We start from the raw sequence: 19,488 nt of genomic DNA, 5'->3' as shown, positions 1-19,488 counted from the left end.
GACACTGAATTGTGTGAAAAAACGGCAATCTTACCGGCTGAGAGGTCTCAGGCCAAGGGATGATTGGAGGTTCATCATTACGGATTACCCTCAGCCATGGGGATCGCGTTGAAGCCGGATATCAAACCGAACAGCCAGCATCCGCACAATAACGATAAACAACAGGCCCACACTCAGGGCAATGGTTTCGCTTTCCATGAACCATTGGCACACAAAATAAAGCCAGCAACCGGCGAATGAGATCGAAGCGTAGATCTGATCCTTGCGGAAAATGAACGGAACCTCGTTACACAGGGTATCCCGCAGTGCGCCACCGAAGGTGCCGGTCATCACGCCGAGCAGGGACGCAATAAACCACGAATGCCCGAGATCAAGCGCCAACTGGGCGCCAAGAATGGAGAAAATGCCCAGGCCGATGGCGTCGGGAAACACGATTCGTGATTCACGGATTTTTTCCGCCCGCCGCCAGTAACTGAACACAATGGCCATGGCGAGAATGAGGATGGGCTGCTCCTGGTGCTTGATCCAGTACAGCGGATGGTTATCCATCATCAGATCCCGCAGGGTTCCGCCGCCCAGTGCCGTGATGAACCCGATGGTGAACACCCCCACGGGATCCATATTTTTGGATCGCGCAACAATCATTCCTGAAATGGCGAAGGCAACAACGCCAATCATTTCAAGAAAATAGATGATATCGAACATAACAGACCGTGAAAGACAGGAAACAGCGGCGAACCAGCCGGGTTTGAGTGCGCGAAGGATAGCCTAAATTCATGCTGGATTCATCCCTGGCTAATCACAGGATATAAATAACCCTAATGCGGATGGATAAGATATCTTTATTTGCTTCATGGAGTGACTCTGTTTAGCTTGATGGGAATTAAAAACGGCATTGATGTTTTCCCAATAACAATGGAGTCACTATGAAAGCCATCCTCTGTAAAGAATACGGCCCAGCAGAAAAGCTGGTGATCGAAGATGTCGCGAGTCCCGAGGTTAAAGGCCACGGCGTGAAAATCCGCGTGAAAGCGGCGGGCCTGAACTTTCCCGATACCCTCATTATCGAAAACAAGTACCAGCTAAAACCGTCGCTGCCATTTTCACCGGGTGGTGAAATGGCCGGTGAAGTGATTGAGGTGGGCGAGAAGGTTACCCGTTTCAAACCGGGCGACCGGGTCGCCGGCCTGACCGGTTACGGCGCCTTCGCCGAGGAAATCGTGGCGCCGGAACAGAACCTGCTGCCGGTACCTGATGCCATGCCCGACGAAAAGGCTGCCGCCTTCTCCATGGTTTACGGCACTTCCTACTACGCCCTGAAGCAACGCGCCAACCTGCAGCCGGGTGAAACCCTGCTGGTGCTGGGTGCCAGCGGCGGTGTAGGCCTGGCCACTGTGGAGCTGGGCAAGGCCATGGGCGCCCGCGTCATTGCCGCGGCCAGCTCCGCTGAGAAGTTGGCGGTGGCCAAAGCAGCCGGTGCCGATGAGCTGATCAACTACACCGAAGAGCCCCTGAAAGAAGCAGTCAAGAAGCTCACCAATAGCAAAGGCGTGGATGTAATCTACGACCCGGTCGGCGGCGACTTCACCGAACAGGCCCTGCGTGCCATGGCCTGGAACGGCCGCCACCTGATCATCGGCTTCGCCGCCGGCGATATCCCCAAGATCCCGGCGAACCTGACGTTGCTGAAGGGCTGTTCCGTGGTCGGCGTGTTCTGGGGTAGCTTCACCCAACGCGAACCAGAGGCCAGCGCCCAGAACATGATGGAGCTGATGAAACTCTACGCCGAAGGCAAGATTGATCCGAAGATCAGCGAAGTGTTCGAGTTTGAGGACTACGCCAAGGCCCTGGGTGCCCTGACCGAACGGCGTGCTACCGGGAAGGTGGTGCTTAAGGTCGGCTAGGGTCGGCAGCTTGGGAGTTCGGTTATTGTAGCCTGCTTGATGTGGTGGTGACGCCGTGTCGGGCAGGCCTTCCCAAAAACCGCTACAAGCACATCCCTGTGCGCTTCGTTCCGGCCATCCCTNGCCTCCAAGATTTTTGGGAAGGCCTGCCCGACACGGCTTGTAAACTTCTCGGATATATCAGGCCTACGTACCTACGCTTTTGAATTTTATCGGACATAACTGAAATGTCCGAACGCGCTGGTGGGCGCCCCCTCCCAAAAATTTCGGAGGCCATGGATGGCCGGAGAGAAGCGCACACGGACGTGCTTGTAGCGGTTTTTGGGAGGGGGCGCCCACCAGCGCAGTCCCCCCCAGAAAAAACAGGCTAGGGCCCAAAGAAGCAGGCCCCTCCAAAGTCAGAAACTAACCTTCCCAGCATCAATCTCGGAAACCAGCTTCTCATCAAGCTTGGTATACCCATCTGTACGAGGCAGCCAGGCATAAACCTCCTCGCCAGACTTGCCGAGGGAATAGCCGGCTTTCTGGATGTCCACCTTGCGGTACTTGAAGGTACCGGTTTTCTCGATGGCGTGGGTCACGCGCACGAACACCGGAATCGCGTAAGCGGGCAGGTTTTCCTTCAGGTATGCGAATAGCTTATTGATATCAAATTCGCTGCCGTTGCTGTGGGGAACCAGAGTGACCATACCGGCCTTGCCGTTGGTTTTGGGGATTTCCACACCGTAGACAATGGCTTCTTCTACCATGCCGGAGCCGTCGATGATGTTCTCCACTTCCGTGGTGGACACGTTCTCGCCCTTCCAACGGAAGGTATCGCCCATGCGGTCTACGAACTGCAGGTGGCCGCAGCCAATTTCCTTCAGAACGTCGCCGGTGTTGAACCAGGCATCGCCTTTCTTGAACGCATCGCGGAGGATGGATTTTTCCGTGGCTTCTTTCTGGGTGTAACCCTCGAAGGACCATTTCTTGGTAATCTCACCGATCAGCAGGCCCGGCTCGCCCTTGCGAACCTCCTTCATGTAGCCCTTCTCGTTGCGGATCGGGTCGCGGGTGCCTTCGTGGAATTTCACCAGTTTGTACGGGGCAGTGGAGAAGCCCACGGTGTTATCCATGTTGAAGAAGTTGGAGAAACCGATGTTACCTTCGCTGGAGGCATAAAGTTCCGCCACGGTTTCAATGCCGAAGCGCTGCTTGAACTCTTTCCAGATTGATGGGCGCAGACCATTGCCGATCATTTTGGTCAGATTGTGGTTGCGGTCCTGCTCGCTGGCGGGCTGGTTCAGCAGGTAGCGGCAGAGTTCACCGACATAGCCAAAGGTGGTGGCGTTGTATCGCCGCACATCGTCCCAGAACGCGCTGGCGGAGAATTTGCGGCGCAGGGCGATGGAGGAACCGCCAGCCAGTACGGAGCCCCAGCACACCAGCAATGCGGTGCCGTGATACAGCGGCAGCGTGCAGTAGAGAACATCGTCCGGTTCCATGGCCAGGGACATCAGGCCGAAGCCGCCGTAGGCTTTCACAAACTTGCGATGGCTACCGGGTGCGGCCTTGGGCAGACCGGTGGTGCCGGAGGTGAACAGATAAATCGCTGTGTCACCCATTTTCGGCGGGTTGCTCAGCACCGGATTGGTGCCGCCGTGGGCGCTCACTTTTTCCGCCATGTTGACGTAGCCTTCCGGGGCGTCGCCGAAGATGTTCAGGGTGTTGGTGTCGGCCAGGAACAGGAACGGCGTACGATGCCGGGTTAGCAGGTCATCCTTTACAGCATCGAACGGCTCTACCAGCTCTTCGCCAACCACCACCATGCGCGGCTTGATCAGGTTCACGCTGTGTTCCAGCACCTTGCCTTTCTGGGAGGTATTGAGCATGGCACAGGACACGCCGATCTTGGCGGCACCGGCCACCACAGCCAGAATTTCCGGGCGATTTTCCAGGAAGACGGCGATGGACTCACCTTTGACCAGTCCCTGGGCCAGCAGGAAGTTGGCGATGCGGTTCGCCCAGGCGTTGAACTCGGACCAGGTGACGCTGCGATCTTCGTAGGCGATGGCAGTGCGGGACGGGTATTTTTCCGCGTTCCGCTCCACCAGGGTGCCAAGCGTCAGTTCTTTATTTTCGTTCTTGACTGAGTAGTAATAGTAGCCCTTGGCGATGGAAGGGAAGCGGCGGACGATGCCCGGAATGCTGCGGACGATGTCACGGGCTGAAACGTTGTCTTGACTCATGGTGTTATCCGTAAGGGTTTTGAGTTGTCATTTTGTCATTCATGCCCCGGGACACCATTCGCCGCCGGGGCTAATCCAGGAACAGGTCCGGTAGCAGCGGCTTGTCACCTGCGGCGTATCGGTACTGTTCGAAATCGGTTACGCCATCGCCCCTGAGGACGTCTTCGTCGATCAGCGCCTGGCCGGTCATGCTGGTGCCCGGGCGGTTCAGAATGCTGACCGCGGCATCGGCCATGATCTCCGGTTTGCGGCCCTGTGCCATCATCTCGGGGCCACCCACTTCATACTCGATGGCCGCCGTGGCAATCAGGGTCTTGGGCCACAGACAGTTGACGGCAATGTCGTAACGGTTGAATTCCTCTGCCATCCCCATGCTGAGCATGGTCATGGCGTACTTTGTTGTCGTGTAGGGTCCGTACTGGGCGAACCATTTGGTGTCCAGATTCAATGGCGGCGACAGGCTCAGGATATGAGCGTTGTCCGACGCCTTCAGCCAGGGCAATGCCGCCTGGCTGCAGGCGAACACCGCGCGGGCGTTGACCTGATGCATCAGGTCGTAGCGGCTGGCCTTGAGGTTTTCCACCCCGGTCAGCCGGATGGCGCCGGCGTTGTTCACCAGCACATCAATGCCGCCAAAATGTTCGCCGGCTTCATCCACACGCTGGCGTACCAGTTTCTCGTCCCGCACATCCAGCACCAGTGGCAGCGCCTGTCCGCCGGCGGCACGAATTTCCTCCGCCACACTGTGAATGGTGCCGGGCAGTTTCGGGTGTGGCGTGTCGGACTTGGCCCCGATCACCACGTTCGCACCCTGTCTGGCGCAGGCCAGGGCAATGGCCCGGCCGATCCCCCGGCTACCACCGGTGATAAAAACCGTTCGGTTGTTCAGGCTGTTCATGCGCTGGCCTCCTGTTCTGTCGCCTCGCCAGCGCTAATATTCACCAGCAGCTGGCTACGCTTGACCTGGTCGCCGTTGCTGACAAGCACCTCGCCGACCACACCATCCCGATCCGCCTTGACCGGATGTTCCATCTTCATGGCTTCCAGTATAACCAGAGTTTCGCCCTGTTGGACGGTCTGACCCGCCGTTACCAGCACATCAATGATGGCACCATCCATGGAGGCCTGGACCTTGCCGCTGCCAACGCCGTTGGCGCCCGCTGCAGGCTGGTGGGTAACGTCCCGCACCGACCAGGCTTGCCCGAACGCCTGCAAATATAGGGAATCCCCTTCGCGGTGATATTGGCAACGTTGACGTATGCCGTTGTCGATGATGCATAACAGGCCATCGCCGAGGCTTTCCAGGACGAGTTGGTAATGACTGTCGCCATGGCTGACAGACACTGTGTTTCCGGCCTTTCGCACCAGAAGCTCGATGGTTTTCTCGCCGGTGTCCAGCTTCATTGGCGTCATGGTCGCCGGTGCATTGCTCCAGGTGCTCTGGCCCGAAATGCCATGGTCGAGTACGCAGGCGGCCAGGGCCAGTTCGCGGACACCCGGGGCAAATGGTGCCAGTGACGGATCATCGCGGAAGGCCTGTTGCAGGAAGGCGGTGGTGGCTTCTCCCGCTCCGAAAGTCTCGTTGGCGATGATGCGGCTGAGGAAGTAGCGGTTGGTGGTGACCCCGAACACAGTGGTGTCTTCCAGGGCACGAATCAGCCGGCGGCGTGCTTCGTCCCGGTTCTGGCCCCAGGCAATGACTTTGGCCAGCATGGGATCGTAGTGGGGCGTGATGGTGTCGCCGGAGCGCACGCCGGTGTCGAAACGCAGGCCTTCGCCCTCGGCGGGTTCGAAGGCGTACAGTGGCCCGGTTTGCGGGGTGAAATCGTGGGCGGGGTCTTCCGCGTACAGTCGCACTTCGATGGCGTGGCCATTGAGCTGGATTTCGTCCTGCTGCAGGGGCAGGGGCTGACCTTCGGCCACGGCCAGTTGCCAGGCCACCAGATCCTGTCCGGTGATCAATTCGGTAACCGGGTGTTCCACCTGCAGGCGGGTGTTCATTTCCAGGAAGTAGAAGTTTCGGTCCTTGTCGACCAGGAATTCGACGGTGCCGGCGCCTTCGTAGCCGCAGGCGAGGGCGGCCTTTACCGCGGCTTCACCCATGGCCTGGCGCAGTTCCGGGGTGACGAACGGTGAGGGGGCTTCTTCCACGACTTTCTGGTGGCGACGCTGCACGGAGCAGTCCCGTTCGCCGAGGTAGACGGCGTTGCCGTGGCGGTCGGCGAAGACCTGGATTTCCACGTGGCGGGGTTCGATGACGGCTTTTTCGAGGATGAGTTCGTCGTCGCCGAAGGCCTGTTTGGCTTCGGATCGGGCGCGTTTGATGTTGTCCGCCAGTTCCGCTTCTTCCTGCACCAGGCGCATGCCCCGGCCACCGCCGCCGGCGGAGGCTTTGATCATCAGCGGGTAGCCGATGTCGCCTGCGGCGCCGATGAGTTCGTCATCGCTGGCGGTGTTACCTTCGACAGGGCCTTCGTAGCCGGGGACCACGGGCACGCCGGCTTCCTGCATGGCGATTTTGGAGCGCCGTTTGCTGCCCATGAGTTCGATGGCGTTCGCTGGCGGCCCAACGAAGATCAGGCCGCCGTCTTTGCAGGCGTTGGCGAAGGCGGCGTTCTCGGAGAGGAAGCCGTAGCCGGGGTGGATGCAGTCGGCGCCGGTTTTCCTGGCGGCTTCGAGGATGGCGTCCACATTCAGGTAAGACGCGCTAACTTGGGCGGCCCCAACGCACACGGCTTCATCGGCCTCATGTACGTGAAGGGCGCGGGCATCGGCCTCGGAGTAAATGGCGACGGTCCGGTACCCCAGGGCCTTGGTGGTGCGGATGACCCGGACGGCTATTTCGCCTCGGTTGGCTATTAGGAGCTTTTTTAGCATCGTACTGTACTCTTGTTTGGGTGCCTGTCCGCGCCTACGTGCGGGTGGCTTTCCAGAAAACCGCTACAAGCACGTCCGTGTGCGCTTCTCTCCGGCCATCCATGGCCTCCGAAATTTTCTGGAAAGCCACCCGCCCGCAGGCGCTCCCGCTAACCTTGTTCGTGTTTGCTTAGTAAGCACATTTGTTTCGTTTGCTGAATCATTCGGCGTCGCCTGCCCATTTCGGGGGGCGCTTTTGCATAAAGGCCATTGTTCCCTCAGCGCCCTCATCGCCACGAATGGCTGCGGCAAATTTCTCTGCGGCGCTGTCCAGCAACCCGCTCATGGATTCGTGGCCAACACGGTGGAGCAACGCCTTCGTTTCTGCCGTTGCCTTTGGTGCGCAGTGACGAACGCGCTCAAGGGCCTGGCCGAGTAATTCGTCGATCAGCTCCTCTGAAGCAGCAACCTGGTGAACAATCCCGAGCGTGCACGCCTCTTCCGCATCAATTCTCAGGCCCAACAACGCCAATCGACGGGCCTGAGTCAGGCCGATGCGCTCGACCACAAACGGTGCGATCTGTGCGGGGATAACGCCGAGGGAGGTTTCCGGCATACCGAACTTGGCGGTCGGCCCGGCGATGGCTACGTCTGATACACAGGCCAGCCCGAATCCGCCGCCCATCACCGCGCCTTCGGTGATGGCGATGACGACCTTTGAGGATTCGTTCACCTGCTGGATCATCTGGCCGAAGGCCCGGTTCAGGCGGTAGAACGGATCGGCTTCGCCGTCACCGGCGTCCTGTCCACGGGCGCCGGCCATGTCTTTGATGTCACCGCCGGCGCAGAAGTGGCCGCCGGCTCCCCGGATGACCACAGCGCGTATGCTGAGGTCGGTTTCGATTTGTGCGAATACCGCCGACAGTTCTGCCACCATTTGCAGGCTCATGGCGTTGCGCACGTCCGGGCGGTTGATGGTGACGTGTAGGGTCGGGCCCTGGATTTCCAGTAGCAGCGTTTCGCAATGTGGTAGCTGGTCCATCAAATGACTCCACGTATATTGTCTGGGGCGCGGCAGCGCGGTATGGCACCAAATGTCAGTCTTTGCGTTTACCCGGCAGGGTTCCCATCATCTTGCAGATGATGCCCAGCATGATTTCGTCGGCACCGCCGCCGATGGACGCCAGGCGAACATCCCGGTAAGCGCGGGACAGCGGGTTGTCCCACATGTAACCCATGCCGCCCCAGTACTGTAGGCAACTGTCGGTTACCTCGCGACCGAGACGGCCAGCCTTGAGTTTGGCCATGGAAGCCAGGCGCGTTGCGTCTTTGCCGTTGATGTGGAGTTCGCAGGCTTCATAGGTGAGGGCGCGAAGGGCCTCGATCTCAGTCTGCAACTCGGCGAAGCGGAAGTGGATCACCTGGTTGTCGATCAGTGGCTGACCAAAGGTCTTGCGCTCGCGGCAGTATTCGATCGTTTTATCGATGCAACCTTCCAGAGCCAGAATCATGTTGGCGGCGGCCCACATGCGCTCTTCCTGGAATTGCATCATCTGCATCATAAAACCGGTGCCTTCCGCGCCAATGCGGTTGCGTTGTGGCACTCGAACATCGTCGAAGAACACCTGGGCCGTTTCCGTGGAACGCATCCCCAGCTTGTTAAGGTGATTGCTGAAACTGATGCCCGGGGAATTCATGGGAACCACAATCAGGGACTTGTTCTTGTGTGGTTTGTCGTCGGATGTGTTGGCCAGCAGGCAGATAAAGTCGGCCTTGGGTGAGTTGGTGATCCACATCTTGGAGCCGTTGATGATGTAATCGTCCCCATCTTTCTTCGCGGTGGTCTTGAGCCCCGCGACGTCTGAGCCGGCACCCACCTCGCTGACGCCGATACAGCCCACCATGTCCCCCGCGATGGCTGGAGCCAGGAAATCCCGTTTCAACTCATCGGAGCCAAATCGGGCTATAGCGGGGGTGCACATATCAGTCTGCACCCCGATGGACAGCGGCACACCGCCGCAGAGGGTGCGACCGAACTCTTCCGCCGCCACCAGGTTATAGCTGTAATCCAGTCCCATGCCGCCATATTCTTCAGGCTTCTGAATGCCCAGCAGGCCAAGGTTGCCCAGCTTCTTGAAGACTTCATGGATGGGGTATTCACCCGCTTCTTCCCATTCTTCGATGTGAGGATTGAGCTCTTTCTCGACGAAATCGCGGACGGTTTTCCTCAGGGCCTTGTGTTCGGGTGTGAATTTCATGTTTTTGTTCTCCTACTGATGATCGAGTTCGTGCCTGCTTGTTTTGGTGCAGGTTCGTTAGCTTGGGTGGCGGGTGTGTGAAACGCCTTCCAGAAAACCGCTACGAGCACATCCATGTGCGCTTCTCTCAGGCCATCCTTGGCCTTCGAAATTTTCTGGAAGGCGTTTCACACACCCGCGTTGTCTTCAAGTTCTGTGCTGCATGCTGAAAGTTTTGTGCCTTTGTAGGTCGGATTAGCCGCAGGCGTAATCCGACAGATCGGCGGATTGTGTTGGGCTTTGGTTGTCGGATTACGCCTGCGGCTAATCCGACCTACGTTTGTTTTTCTGTCGTGCCCTTTGGAAAAGCATGCTCCAATACGGCGATAACGCTTGGCTCAGAAGAACCGGTTGGAAGTGAGTGTCCAAAAATTTCGAGGGCCAAGGATGGCCCGAGAGAAGCGCACATGGATGTGCTCGTAGCGGTTTTTGGACACTCACTTCCAACCGGTTCCACCTCCAAACTTAAATCTCCTAGAGGCGGGCTCCCCCCATCACAGGCGAGCCACACCAAAGGTATTAGGCCGCAACTGCCTTGCCTCAGCCTCCCGGCACACATCCAGAACCAGGGCCACCACCCGCCGTGTATCCCGGGGGTCGATCAGGCCGTCGTCCCACAGCCGGGCCGTGCCGAACAGGGCAGTGGAGCCGTCTTCCAGTTTCTTGGCCGTGGCCTGCTCCAGAAAATCCAGCGTCTTCGGATCCGGCTCCATGCCGCCCCGGCGCTGCTTGTCCTCCGCCACGATGCGCATCACCTTGCCGGCCTGGGCTGGGCCCATGACGGCTGTGCGGCTGTTGGGCCAGGCGAAGATGAAACGCGGGTCCAGACCGCGACCACACATTGCATAGTTACCGGCACCATAGGAACCGCCGATCACAATGGCGACCTTTGGCACCCGGCAATTGGCCACCGCCTGAATCATTTTCGAGCCGTGTTTGATGATGCCGTTCTGTTCCGAATGCGTGCCCACCATGAAACCGGTGGTGTTGTGCAAGAACAGCAACGGCGTGCCCGCCTGATCGCAGAGCTGGATAAACTGGGCTGCCTTGGCGGAACCGGCCGGGGTAATCGGGCCGTTGTTGCCGATGATGCCGACGGAGTGACCTTCGATGCGGATGGTGCCGCAGACCGTCTGATCGTCGAACTCATTCTTGAAGTCCATGAACTTCGAGCCATCGGCAATGCGCGCCAGAATTTCGCGAACATCGTAGGGCTTCTTGGAATCCGCCGGGATCACGCCCAGCAGTTCTTCCGCCGGGTACAGCGGGTCTTCCCACTGCAATTCCCGCTGCGGCGGCAACTGTTCGTTCCAGGGCAGGGCTTCCAGGATGTTTCTGGCTTGGCGGATGCCGTCGGCGTCGTCTTCGGCCAGGTATTCGGCGGTGCCGGCTACCTGGGCGTGCATTTCCGCACCGCCCAGTTCTTCGTCGGTGGCCACTTCACCGGTAGCGGCTTTCAGCAGCGGCGGACCGGCGAGGAACATCTTGGCCTGGTCGCGCACGGCGATGACGTAATCAGACAGGCCCGGCTGATAAGCACCGCCGGCGGTAGCGTTGCCATGGACCACGGTTACCTGGGGAATGCCGGCGGCGGACATGCGGGCCTGGTTGGCGAAGCCGCGGGCGCCGAGCACGAAAATGTCCGTGGCGTAGTTCAGGTTGGCGCCGCCGCTTTCAGACATGGACACCACCGGCAGTTTGTTCTCCATGGCGATCTGCTGCAGGCGCAGGGTCTTGTCCAGACCCGCTGGGGTGATCGTACCGCCCTTGATGGCGCTGTTGCTGGCGACCACCAGGCAGCGAATGCCGCTGACGGTGCCGATGCCGGCAATGATGCCGCCGCCGGACAGGCTGCCGTCTTTGTCATCGTGCATCTTGTAGCCGGCCAGGGAGCACAGTTCCAGAAACGGCGTGCCCCGGTCCAGTAACCGGTTGATGCGATCCCGGGGCAGCAGTTTGCCCCGTTTGGTGAATTTTTCCCGAGCCGCTTCCGCCAGATCCAGAACCTTTTGTTCCACATCCCGGAACGTAGTGATGTGGGCTTCCATGGCTTCGCTGTTAGCACGGAAGTCGTCCGATTGCGGGCTGACGGTGGATTCAATGACCTGCATTGCTTACTCCTCAGTCTTCGCCCAGCACTTTGGGGGTGGTGGCCCGATGGAAGCCGTTAAACGGTTCGTTGTTCTTCGCCTTCGGGAACGGCCATACCCGGCCACCCTGGGACGCGGCGCCGTCGATTCGCAGGCAATCGCCGCTGACGAAAGCCGCGCCGGGGCTCAGCAGGAAGCAGATAGCGGCGCTTACTTCGGCCTCGGTGCCCATGCGCTTGAGGGGCACGTTATCGCCCAGGCTGCGAATCCACTGCTTCATGTGTTCCGGGTAGTTGTCCATGCCGCTGGAGGCAATCCAGCCCGGGGCGACAGCGTTCACACGCACCCCGGAGGTGCCCCATTCCACTGCGGCGGTCTGGGTGAAGTTCACCATGCCGGCCCGGGCGGCGCCGGAGTGGCCCATGCCGGGCATGCCGCCCCACATGTCGGCAACGATGTTGACGATGGCGCCACCGGTTTTGGACAGCGCCTGGGTGTAGGCCTCGCGGGCCATCAGGAAGCCGCCGGTGAGGTTTGTGCGTACCACGGTTTCCCAGCCTTTCTGGTTAATGCCGGCGAGCGGGGAGGGGAACTGGCCGCCTGCGTTGTTGACCACGCCATTGAGTCCGCCGTGTTCTTCGAGAATCTCGGCCACCGTGGTTTTAACGGACTCTTCCTCGCGGATATCGCAGACGTGGGCGGTGGCGATGCCGCCGTCCTCGGTAATCTCGCCTTTCACCGCTTCAACCTTTTCGGCCTTGCGGCCTACCAGCGCGACACGGGCGCCAAGGGCGGCCAGCTCATGGGCGGTGCAGCGACCGATGCCGGAGCCACCGCCAGTCACAATATAGGTCTGGCCCTTGAACAGGTCCGGGTGAAAGATGGATTGATAACTCATGAGCGTTGTCCTTTTTCCAGAACGGCCCGGGTAACGGGCACAGGGAATTCCAGTAATTGCTGTGCGAAGGCCTTGCCTTGCGGGTCAATACGCAGGCTGGCGACGCCGCCGCCGCCAAGGCTGTGTTCCAGCAGGAAGTTGAAAGCATGAAAACCGGGCAGGGCCCAGCGGGTCACTTTGCCGGTTTCGGGATTCAGAGTATGGGCCATCCAGTCGGCCACGGCGGATTCGCTCAGCGCCGCTTCGATAAAGGGCACGAAGTCCGGGTGGCGGGCTATCACGCCGATATTGCTGTGGTCGCCCTTGTCACCGCTGCGGGCCCAGGCCAGGTCGATCAGGGGTACAGTGGTGTCGGTGTCCGGCAGATCAGGATGTGCGGACGATTCGGTGAGCTGGGCCGGGTCGAAGCCGCCTTCGGTGTTGACGTCTACCGTGTGGTTGTCACCCGCCAGATCAACGGTTACTGCCAGTTCGGATTTTGGCGCCAGGCAGGAGTAAAGGCGGATCTTTGGCCACACAGTCGGACGGCCGCCGACAATGCCGGTAATGCCGGGTGCCATGCCCGTGGCCGCCTGGGCGATTTCGCGGGAGAAGAGCACCAGTGCTTCTTTCTTGGGGTGAGCGGTACTGATTTTGACCACCACTTCCCGGCAATCCTGTCGCTGGCCGTGGGCGCCATAGGTGGCTTCCGTGCCCAGCAATTCAACGCTGGTTTCGGTGTAATCCGGCAGACCGCGTTCGCTGAACATGCGGGAGGTTTTGGCCAGAATGGCATCGGCGACAGTCTGCGCCTTGGCTTTTGCGTCAATGCCGGCGAGCAGGAAGGTCACCGTGCATTTGAAGCCATCCGGCCAGGTTCCCGATACCTTGTAGCTGTCCGTAGGTGGCAACCCACGGGCGCCGCGTACCGTGACCTGATCGGTGCCGGTCTCGGTCAGTTCCACACCGGTGAAGTCGCAGGTCACATCCGGGAGCAGGTAAGCGCGGGGATCGCCAATTTCATACACCAGCTGTTCAGCCACGGTACCACGGCTGACTTTGCCTCCGGTGCCTTCGGGCTTGGTGATCAGGAAATCGCTATTGGCGCTGACTTCGGCAATGGGGAAGCCCATGTCGGCGTAACCGTCGGCCACTTCGTGCCAGTCGGTAAAGTTGCCACCGGTGGACTGTGCTCCGCATTCAAGCAGGTGGCCGGCGAGGCTGCCCTGGGCAAGTTTGTCGTAGTCGCTCCAGTTCCAGCCGAATTCGTGTACCAGCGGTGCCAGTACCAGAGCGCTGTCCGCCACGCGTCCAGTGATTACAATGTCGGCTCCCTGTTCCAGGGCCGCCACCAACCCGGGTGCGCCCAGATAGGCGTTGAGGCTGACCATCATTGGCGGCATGGGCTGGCCGGTGGTCATTTCGGTGATGCCGGTCTCCGCCAGCTGTTTCTTCTTCATCAGCAGGTCATCGCCCAGCACCAGCGCAATCCTCAGTTCCACGCCGGCTTTTTCGCACAACGCCTGCAGGGCATCGCGGCAGGCCACGGGATTGACGCCGCCGGCGTTGGCCAGCACCCGGATGCCTTTCTCTTTGATATCACCCAGAAGTGGCGCCATGACCGTCTGGACGAAGTCCCGCGCATAGCCCTGGGAGGGATCCTTCATCTTCTGGCCGGCCATGATGGACATGGTGATTTCGGCCAGGTAGTCCGCCACCAGGTAATCGATGTTGCCTTTTCGGACCAGTTGGGCCGCTGCAGTCTCAGTGTCGCCCCAGAAGGCGGCGGAGCAGCCGATGCGAACGGCTTTCGGGGAATCTGCCATGGTGTTTGCCTTGTTCTTTGTGGCCGTTCGGGTGACGAGACCCGACGGGGTTCTCCAATGATAAAAATGACAATACCAAGCAAGCGCTTGGTTTGTAAACAGGAGAATTGCGGGTAGAATGACGAAATTGTTTCTGTAGCTGGAAAAGCCTGTGACCCAAGACGCCATCCTCCGTTCCCTTATTGCTGAAAACCTGGTTTCTGACCCTGCTGGGGCCCGCGGCCGGCTTTTGCGGGAGGCCGCCCGGCTGTTCCGTGACAAAGGCTATGAGCGCACGACAGTGAGGGACCTGGCGGCCGCGGTCGGTATCCAGTCTGGCAGTCTGTTTCATCATTTCCGCACCAAAGAGGACATTCTCAAAGCGGTGATGGTGGAAACCATTCGTCTCAATACCGCGCTGATGCAGGCCGCCATGGAGGCAGAGAGAACCCATCGCGGCAAACTTCGCGCCCTTATTCGCGCCGAACTGGAGTCCATCAATGGCCAGACTGGCGAGGCCATGGCCGTGTTGGTATTTGAGTGGCGCAGCCTCTCCGAAGGGGCCCGGGCGGAAGTGTTGGAGCTCCGGGACATCTATGAACAGTTATGGCTCGATGTACTGGGGGCCATAAACGGTGAAGGGCAGCTGAAGGCCGATCCGTTTGTGGTGCGCCGGATGCTGACCGGCGCTCTAAGCTGGACGGTGACCTGGTATCGGCCGGATGGTGGCATGAGCCTGGATGGATTGACCGATCAGGTCGTCGCGATGATGGGGTTGGCGGAATAAAAACGAACCGTTCGCCAGAACTCTCTGTAGAACTTTCAGCAGAACTTCTGTCGGTGGTACAAATGTACTCGAACAGGGTGTTTTTCAAACTCCTTGTTTTTTATCAAAATAATTTCATATTCTTTCTTTCAGTGCGGGCCATTGGCCTGATCGGCATAACCAAATCGGCATTCGAGCCATTTTTGTCTGACAAGATTCACCGCATTCTTCATATCGATGAAGATACACGGGGTGGTTACGAGTCACCCCGGACTTATAAAAACAACGTAGAACACAGGGCGAATTATGATCTCTTCACTGGTTAAATCCCTTGGGCGCATGGTCGCCATGCGCAACAAGCTGATGATTCTGGCCGCTCTGGCCTTACTGGCCGGCTGCTCGGCGAACCCGATCTATTCCACCACAGGCGTGGTGCTCTCCAGCTACTCGGAAGGAGAAGCAACTCCTTACGTACTGCAGATGTCTGACCCGGAAATGGCCTGCGCCCTGGGTGAAGGCATTGATCCCTTGTTGTATTCGTTTTCCCGGGTCACGTCCGCACCGGACAGTACCGGTTCCCTGCTGATGCTGCTGGCGGGTAACTGTTCGGAATACCAGGCATGGGAAGCCGAGCTGGAATACCTGCGTGAGGATTACGCCGGCAATGTGCCTGCGGCGAAGGATGCCCGTGAGCGGGCGAAACGCCTGAACGCGGAAACCGCAAAGCGCCGTTACATCGCGTTCCAGCGTGCCATGGCCGCCTATGATTTTGATCCCGCTGCGGAAGAGCTGGAGTGTCCGTTCCTGTTTGAAGACCAGGACGAACTGACATTCATGGTTGGACTTCTGACCGGTCTGCAGGCGATTGTCAACGATGCCAACTCTGGCGCCATGGCGGGTGTGCCCCGCAATATTGCGCCCCAGGCTGAACGCGCTGCAACCTGCCTGGATAATGAAAAGTGGGGTGGAACGCCGAACGCCATTCGCAGTCTGGTTTGGCTGCTGCTGCCGGATACCCGGCCGGCGCTGTCTCCGGACCCGTGGGAAGTTCTGGAAAACAGCTCCAGGCTTTCCGTCGAAGCTGGTTTCCGGATCTCCATGGCGCTGGAAGCCGTGGCCGCGGAAACTTTTGGTAAGCCGGAAGTTCTGGAAGATCTGATCGCACGTTTCGCAGAGGCAGACAACACCATTGAGGTCAGCGATGACTATCGGTTGTTGGATGAAGTCGCCCGTGACGTTATCCAGTTCTCTTCCGACAAGCACTGGACAGCCGAGTACGGTTACCGGACCCCCCGTCGCCACTTCGGCAAGATGAGTCCGGAAAGAGATGAAGAAGTTGAAACCATGAACCTGGATGACCTGCTGTAAGCCGGCATCCAGCTTCAGCCAACGAAGACCCTTACAAACACAAGAATGACCCGGAGGTCAGTTATGATCCGTAAATCCCTTGCTGCCTTGTCACTCGTCGCTGCTTCACCGTTTGCCGCAGCCGAACCGATCGAGATGTGCGTGTTTGATGTTATCGGCGCCAACGGTGACATGTATAACATGGTCGAGGACTACGCCCTCGAGATGAAAGCCCACGGCGTGGATTTCGAACTTCGTCCCTACACCGATGAAGGCGTCGCGGTAGGTGACTTTAACTCCGGCCAGTGCGATGCAGTTGCGGCCACGGACCTCCGTACCCGCCCATTCAACAGGTTTACCGGTAGTATCAGTGCTGTTGGCGCCATTCCGGATTACGGTGATCTGAAGACCGCGCTGGCAACCCTGGCAACCCCCAAGGCCGCCCCACTGATGGAGTCGAAGGGCTATGAAGTGCTGGGCATTGTGCCTGCCGGTGCCGGGTACCTGTTTGTGAATGATCGCAGCATTGATACCGCAGGTGAGCTGGCGGGCAAGCGTATGGCGACCCTGGATTACCAGAAAGACGCCATCCACATGGTTAACCACGTTAAAGCGACCGTTGTTCCTTCTGACATCACCAACTTTGCCGGCAAGTTCAATAACGGTTCCGTTGATACTGCATACGCACCCGCCTTCGCGTATGAGGCGCTTGAACTGTACAAAGGTATTGGGGAAAACGGCGGCATCGTTGACTACCCGCTGGCCCAGCTAACCATTCAGATCATTGCCCGTGACGGTGTTCTGGATGATGAAACAGCCCAAAAATCCCGTGAAGTGGCCTGGGGTATGTACGGTCAGGCCATGGACCTGATTCGCAGCCAGGAACAAGCCATTCCCGAGGAGAAGTGGATTCGCATCCCTGAAAAAGACATCCAGGGTTACCAGGAAATGTTCCGCGAAAACCGTCTCCAGCTTCGTGACGGCAGCCATGGCGCAGAGAAGGTTTACCATCCCAAGATGATGAGCCTGCTCAGCAAGATTCGCTGCTCTAGCAACCCGTCTGCGTCCGAATGCACCGCAAGCGATCGCGAATAATAACTTCAAGGCAGATCCTTCATGAACTGGCAAGCGCTTTCGACAGCAGGCGTCAAGACCCTTTACCCCGTGCATCGTTTGCACGGGGTCATCCTCTTGCTGCTCCTGCTTTTCACACTACTCCTCGGCATGGGCAATTCCCTCCACTCCAGAATGCTCTGGGTAGGGGAACAGACCTGGCCGAACTACTATCTGCTGAATCCGGACGCGACCGAACCCACGTGTAACAGAACGATGGATGTTGAGGCCGAAGTCCAGAAGCGGATTGATGCCTACGAGCCTGATCCGGACGACTTGTTCAGTTCCCCGCCGAACGCAGCCTCCATCCGGGAGTCCCTGGAGCGGAATCTGGCGCTCTGCGAAGAGAAGTACGAGATGTACGCGGAGAACCAGAAACATGCTACGGCGGCTTTGTCGGTGTTTAAAACCGTGGAGCAGGGCTTCGCCTCATTCCTGCTGGAAAACATTGAGCTGACCAAGTTCCTGTTTATCGCAATGTTTGCGATGGCGGCCGCGATATCCGCTCTGGATGCCGATCACATTGCGTTGAGGCTGCCTCGCAACCGGGCGGAATGGCGTTTGAGTCAGGGTGTGCAGCTGGTCGTTAATGGCCTCATGGTTTTCTCCCTGCTCTCTTACGTCGGGAACTTGGAAACCTCGCCGGGGACGGAAGACAATATCTTGCTTCAGAATGCCTGGGCCGCTGTATTCGGGCTGTTCATGGTGATTAACCTGGCGCGCTTTATCAATGTCCCGGAGCGAATGAAAGCGGGGAGCCTGAAAGCGTCCTCTGGCCTGGTGCTGCCGTTGTATTGCGCCATGGCCCTGATCGCGATGAGCTACTTCTTCTTCGTGGACGGTTATTCTTCGGGTCTTGCCATCTACTTCGGCATGATGACCAATCTGTCGTCCATGTTCATCAACATCGGTCTGTACGTGTTGGTGGGTATGGCGCTGAAGCAGACGCGCATACCTGAGTTGTTGCTGAACATCATCAAGCCGTTCCAGTTGCCTGCGCCCATGCTGGCGTCTGTGATGATCTTTGCCACGGCATTCCCCACAGCGTTTACCGGGGCGTCCGGTATCTTCATTCTCGCTGTTGGTGGTGTGGTCTACGATGAACTGCGGCGCGCCGGCGCCGGTCGTCAGCTGTCTCTGGCAACGACTGCCATGTCAGGAAGCCTGGGTGTGGTGTTGAACCCTTGCCTGCTGATTGTTGTGGTCGCTGCCCTGAACAAGGAAGTCACAACGACCGAGATGTATGGCTGGGGCTTCTGGGTGTTCATGATGTCAGCCACGCTGTTCTCTATCATTGTGTGCAAGACTCAGGGCAACTGGAAACCACGTCCTGCACCGGGTGCCTTCCGGGAAGCGCTGAAGCAATTCCGGCCACTGGTACCTTATGCCGCAGTGGCTATCGGCGTGATTCTGGCCATCTGGATCATTCTGGGACTGGGCTTCAATGAGTACAGTGCCCCAATGATCATGCCGCTGGTGATCCTGGCTCTGGTCTATCTGGACGCCGGCAAGGACAGCCGGAACGATGGAGAAAGTCGATCCCAGGCGTTCTGGAGCCGTAGCACCGCAGCGGCCAGTGATGCCGCGGTTCATATTGGTGCGCTGTTGGCACTGATCGGTTTCTCCATCTGTCTGGGGGGGATTCTGGAACGGTCTGACATTGTTCACGCCCTGTTCCCGGAAGACCTCACAAGTCCGTGGATAGCCATGCTGGTGATTGTGATCATGCTTACGGTCATTGGTATGGTGATGGATCCATTCGGCGCGGTCGTCCTGGTGTCGGCAACCATTGCTCAGCCAGCCATTCAGTTGGGTATTGATCCGCTGCACTTCTGGATTGTCTGCCTGGTGGCGTTCGAGCTGGGTTATCTCAGTCCGCCGGTAGCACTGAACCATCTGTTGACCCGTCAGGTGGTGGGTGAAACGGAAGTGTTGGCTGCGGAACGTACAGGCTCGTTCTGGCACCGTTACGAGCGCCTGTTGCTGCCCCTGGCGGTCATGGTGCCGACGCTGCTGATTTCAGCCTTCGTGCCGATGTTGTTCTACGCCCTGTAAAGTGGGTGTAGTTATGCATCAGAAACCGCCGGTGGGGTAACCTGCCGGCGGTTTTTTTGCATCCGGGTTTCGCTTGGGAACGTAATGGCAACAGAAATCGTCAGATAACTGGCGACACTGTGTTGTATGCTTTAATACGAAACACGTATC

14 protein-coding genes are annotated in these 19,488 nt (G+C 58.7%); 5 read left to right on the top strand and 9 right to left on the bottom strand.

Going from position 1 to position 19,488, the window contains the following annotated elements; all coding sequences use genetic code 11:
• Positions 1-90: 90 nt before the first annotated feature.
• Positions 91-705, bottom strand: a complete 615-nt coding sequence (locus ACJO3M_RS01965) for a trimeric intracellular cation channel family protein (RefSeq protein WP_406999239.1) — start codon at positions 703-705, stop codon at positions 91-93.
• Positions 706-926: 221 nt separating this feature from the next.
• Here ACJO3M_RS01965 and ACJO3M_RS01960 point away from each other — a divergent pair, with 221 nt between their 5' ends.
• Complete coding sequence (locus ACJO3M_RS01960; RefSeq protein ID WP_406999238.1) at positions 927-1,904, top strand: NADPH:quinone oxidoreductase family protein; 978 nt, start codon at positions 927-929, stop codon at positions 1,902-1,904.
• A gap of 398 nt (positions 1,905-2,302) precedes the next feature.
• On the opposite strand, the gene ACJO3M_RS01955 is transcribed toward ACJO3M_RS01960, so the two are convergent.
• The 8 genes from ACJO3M_RS01955 to ACJO3M_RS01920 all read right to left on the bottom strand — a co-directional run bounded on the left by ACJO3M_RS01955 (position 2,303) and on the right by ACJO3M_RS01920 (position 14,078).
• Positions 2,303-4,132 (bottom strand): long-chain-acyl-CoA synthetase, encoded by a 1,830-nt coding sequence (locus tag ACJO3M_RS01955; RefSeq protein ID WP_406999236.1) that lies wholly within the window; start codon positions 4,130-4,132, stop codon positions 2,303-2,305.
• Positions 4,133-4,202: 70 nt separating this feature from the next.
• Complete coding sequence (locus ACJO3M_RS01950; protein ID WP_406999234.1) at positions 4,203-5,030, bottom strand: SDR family oxidoreductase; 828 nt, start codon at positions 5,028-5,030, stop codon at positions 4,203-4,205.
• Entirely contained in the window at positions 5,027-7,009 is a 1,983-nt protein-coding gene (locus ACJO3M_RS01945; RefSeq protein ID WP_406999232.1) for an acetyl/propionyl/methylcrotonyl-CoA carboxylase subunit alpha, read from the bottom strand. The genes ACJO3M_RS01950 and ACJO3M_RS01945 overlap by 4 nt, the downstream gene beginning before the upstream one ends.
• Positions 7,010-7,208: 199 nt before the next feature.
• Positions 7,209-8,030: an enoyl-CoA hydratase/isomerase family protein gene (locus ACJO3M_RS01940; protein WP_406999230.1), complete on the bottom strand. Its 822-nt coding sequence runs from the start codon at positions 8,028-8,030 to the stop codon at positions 7,209-7,211.
• A 55-nt stretch (positions 8,031-8,085) separates the two neighbouring features.
• Positions 8,086-9,246: an acyl-CoA dehydrogenase family protein gene (locus ACJO3M_RS01935; RefSeq protein WP_406999228.1), complete on the bottom strand. Its 1,161-nt coding sequence runs from the start codon at positions 9,244-9,246 to the stop codon at positions 8,086-8,088.
• Positions 9,247-9,779: 533 nt separating this feature from the next.
• Complete coding sequence (locus ACJO3M_RS01930) at positions 9,780-11,396, bottom strand: acyl-CoA carboxylase subunit beta (RefSeq protein WP_406999226.1); 1,617 nt, start codon at positions 11,394-11,396, stop codon at positions 9,780-9,782.
• A gap of 10 nt (positions 11,397-11,406) precedes the next feature.
• The gene (locus tag ACJO3M_RS01925) at positions 11,407-12,273 is read right to left on the bottom strand and encodes an SDR family oxidoreductase (protein WP_406999224.1); all 867 of its coding nucleotides are present in this window, start codon (positions 12,271-12,273) and stop codon (positions 11,407-11,409) included.
• On the bottom strand, positions 12,270-14,078 hold the full coding sequence (locus ACJO3M_RS01920) for an acyclic terpene utilization AtuA family protein (protein ID WP_406999222.1): 1,809 nt from the start codon (positions 14,076-14,078) through the stop codon (positions 12,270-12,272). Before ACJO3M_RS01920 ends, ACJO3M_RS01925 begins: the two co-directional genes overlap by 4 nt.
• Before the next feature lie 151 nt (positions 14,079-14,229).
• On the opposite strand from ACJO3M_RS01920, the gene ACJO3M_RS01915 reads away from it, so the two are divergent.
• The 4 genes from ACJO3M_RS01915 (at position 14,230) to ACJO3M_RS01900 (ending at position 19,338) form a co-directional block, all read left to right on the top strand.
• Entirely contained in the window at positions 14,230-14,844 is a 615-nt protein-coding gene (locus tag ACJO3M_RS01915; protein WP_406999220.1) for a TetR/AcrR family transcriptional regulator, read from the top strand.
• A gap of 285 nt (positions 14,845-15,129) precedes the next feature.
• Positions 15,130-16,191, top strand: coding sequence for a hypothetical protein (locus tag ACJO3M_RS01910; protein WP_406999218.1), 1,062 nt, complete (start codon positions 15,130-15,132; stop codon positions 16,189-16,191).
• Between the two features lie 63 nt (positions 16,192-16,254).
• Complete coding sequence (locus ACJO3M_RS01905; protein ID WP_406999216.1) at positions 16,255-17,265, top strand: putative solute-binding protein; 1,011 nt, start codon at positions 16,255-16,257, stop codon at positions 17,263-17,265.
• 21 nt (positions 17,266-17,286) lie between these two features.
• The gene (locus ACJO3M_RS01900) at positions 17,287-19,338 is read left to right on the top strand and encodes a TRAP transporter large permease subunit (protein ID WP_406999214.1); all 2,052 of its coding nucleotides are present in this window, start codon (positions 17,287-17,289) and stop codon (positions 19,336-19,338) included.
• The last annotated feature ends 150 nt before the right edge of the window (positions 19,339-19,488 follow it).

Source organism: Marinobacter alkalisoli (assembly GCF_045449795.1).
GTDB lineage: Bacteria > Pseudomonadota > Gammaproteobacteria > Pseudomonadales > Oleiphilaceae > Marinobacter.
Note: the sequence above shows the minus strand (reverse complement) of the source record. Positions and strands in the feature narration are given on the sequence as shown.

What these genes read in the sequence shown, in the direction of transcription:
- ACJO3M_RS01940 (WP_406999230.1), bottom strand. Translation starts at nt 8,030, where the DNA reads ATGGACCAGCTACCACATTGCGAAACGCTGCTACTGGAAATCCAGGGC.
- ACJO3M_RS01920 (WP_406999222.1), bottom strand. Translation starts at nt 14,078, where the DNA reads ATGGCAGATTCCCCGAAAGCCGTTCGCATCGGCTGCTCCGCCGCCTTC.
- ACJO3M_RS01910 (WP_406999218.1), top strand. Translation starts at nt 15,130, where the DNA reads ATGATCTCTTCACTGGTTAAATCCCTTGGGCGCATGGTCGCCATGCGC.
- ACJO3M_RS01960 (WP_406999238.1), top strand. Translation starts at nt 927, where the DNA reads ATGAAAGCCATCCTCTGTAAAGAATACGGCCCAGCAGAAAAGCTGGTG.
- ACJO3M_RS01925 (WP_406999224.1), bottom strand. Translation starts at nt 12,273, where the DNA reads ATGAGTTATCAATCCATCTTTCACCCGGACCTGTTCAAGGGCCAGACC.
- ACJO3M_RS01950 (WP_406999234.1), bottom strand. Translation starts at nt 5,030, where the DNA reads ATGAACAGCCTGAACAACCGAACGGTTTTTATCACCGGTGGTAGCCGG.
- ACJO3M_RS01935 (WP_406999228.1), bottom strand. Translation starts at nt 9,246, where the DNA reads ATGAAATTCACACCCGAACACAAGGCCCTGAGGAAAACCGTCCGCGAT.
- ACJO3M_RS01955 (WP_406999236.1), bottom strand. Translation starts at nt 4,132, where the DNA reads ATGAGTCAAGACAACGTTTCAGCCCGTGACATCGTCCGCAGCATTCCG.
- ACJO3M_RS01900 (WP_406999214.1), top strand. Translation starts at nt 17,287, where the DNA reads ATGAACTGGCAAGCGCTTTCGACAGCAGGCGTCAAGACCCTTTACCCC.
- ACJO3M_RS01965 (WP_406999239.1), bottom strand. Translation starts at nt 705, where the DNA reads ATGTTCGATATCATCTATTTTCTTGAAATGATTGGCGTTGTTGCCTTC.
- ACJO3M_RS01905 (WP_406999216.1), top strand. Translation starts at nt 16,255, where the DNA reads ATGATCCGTAAATCCCTTGCTGCCTTGTCACTCGTCGCTGCTTCACCG.
- ACJO3M_RS01945 (WP_406999232.1), bottom strand. Translation starts at nt 7,009, where the DNA reads ATGCTAAAAAAGCTCCTAATAGCCAACCGAGGCGAAATAGCCGTCCGG.
- ACJO3M_RS01930 (WP_406999226.1), bottom strand. Translation starts at nt 11,396, where the DNA reads ATGCAGGTCATTGAATCCACCGTCAGCCCGCAATCGGACGACTTCCGT.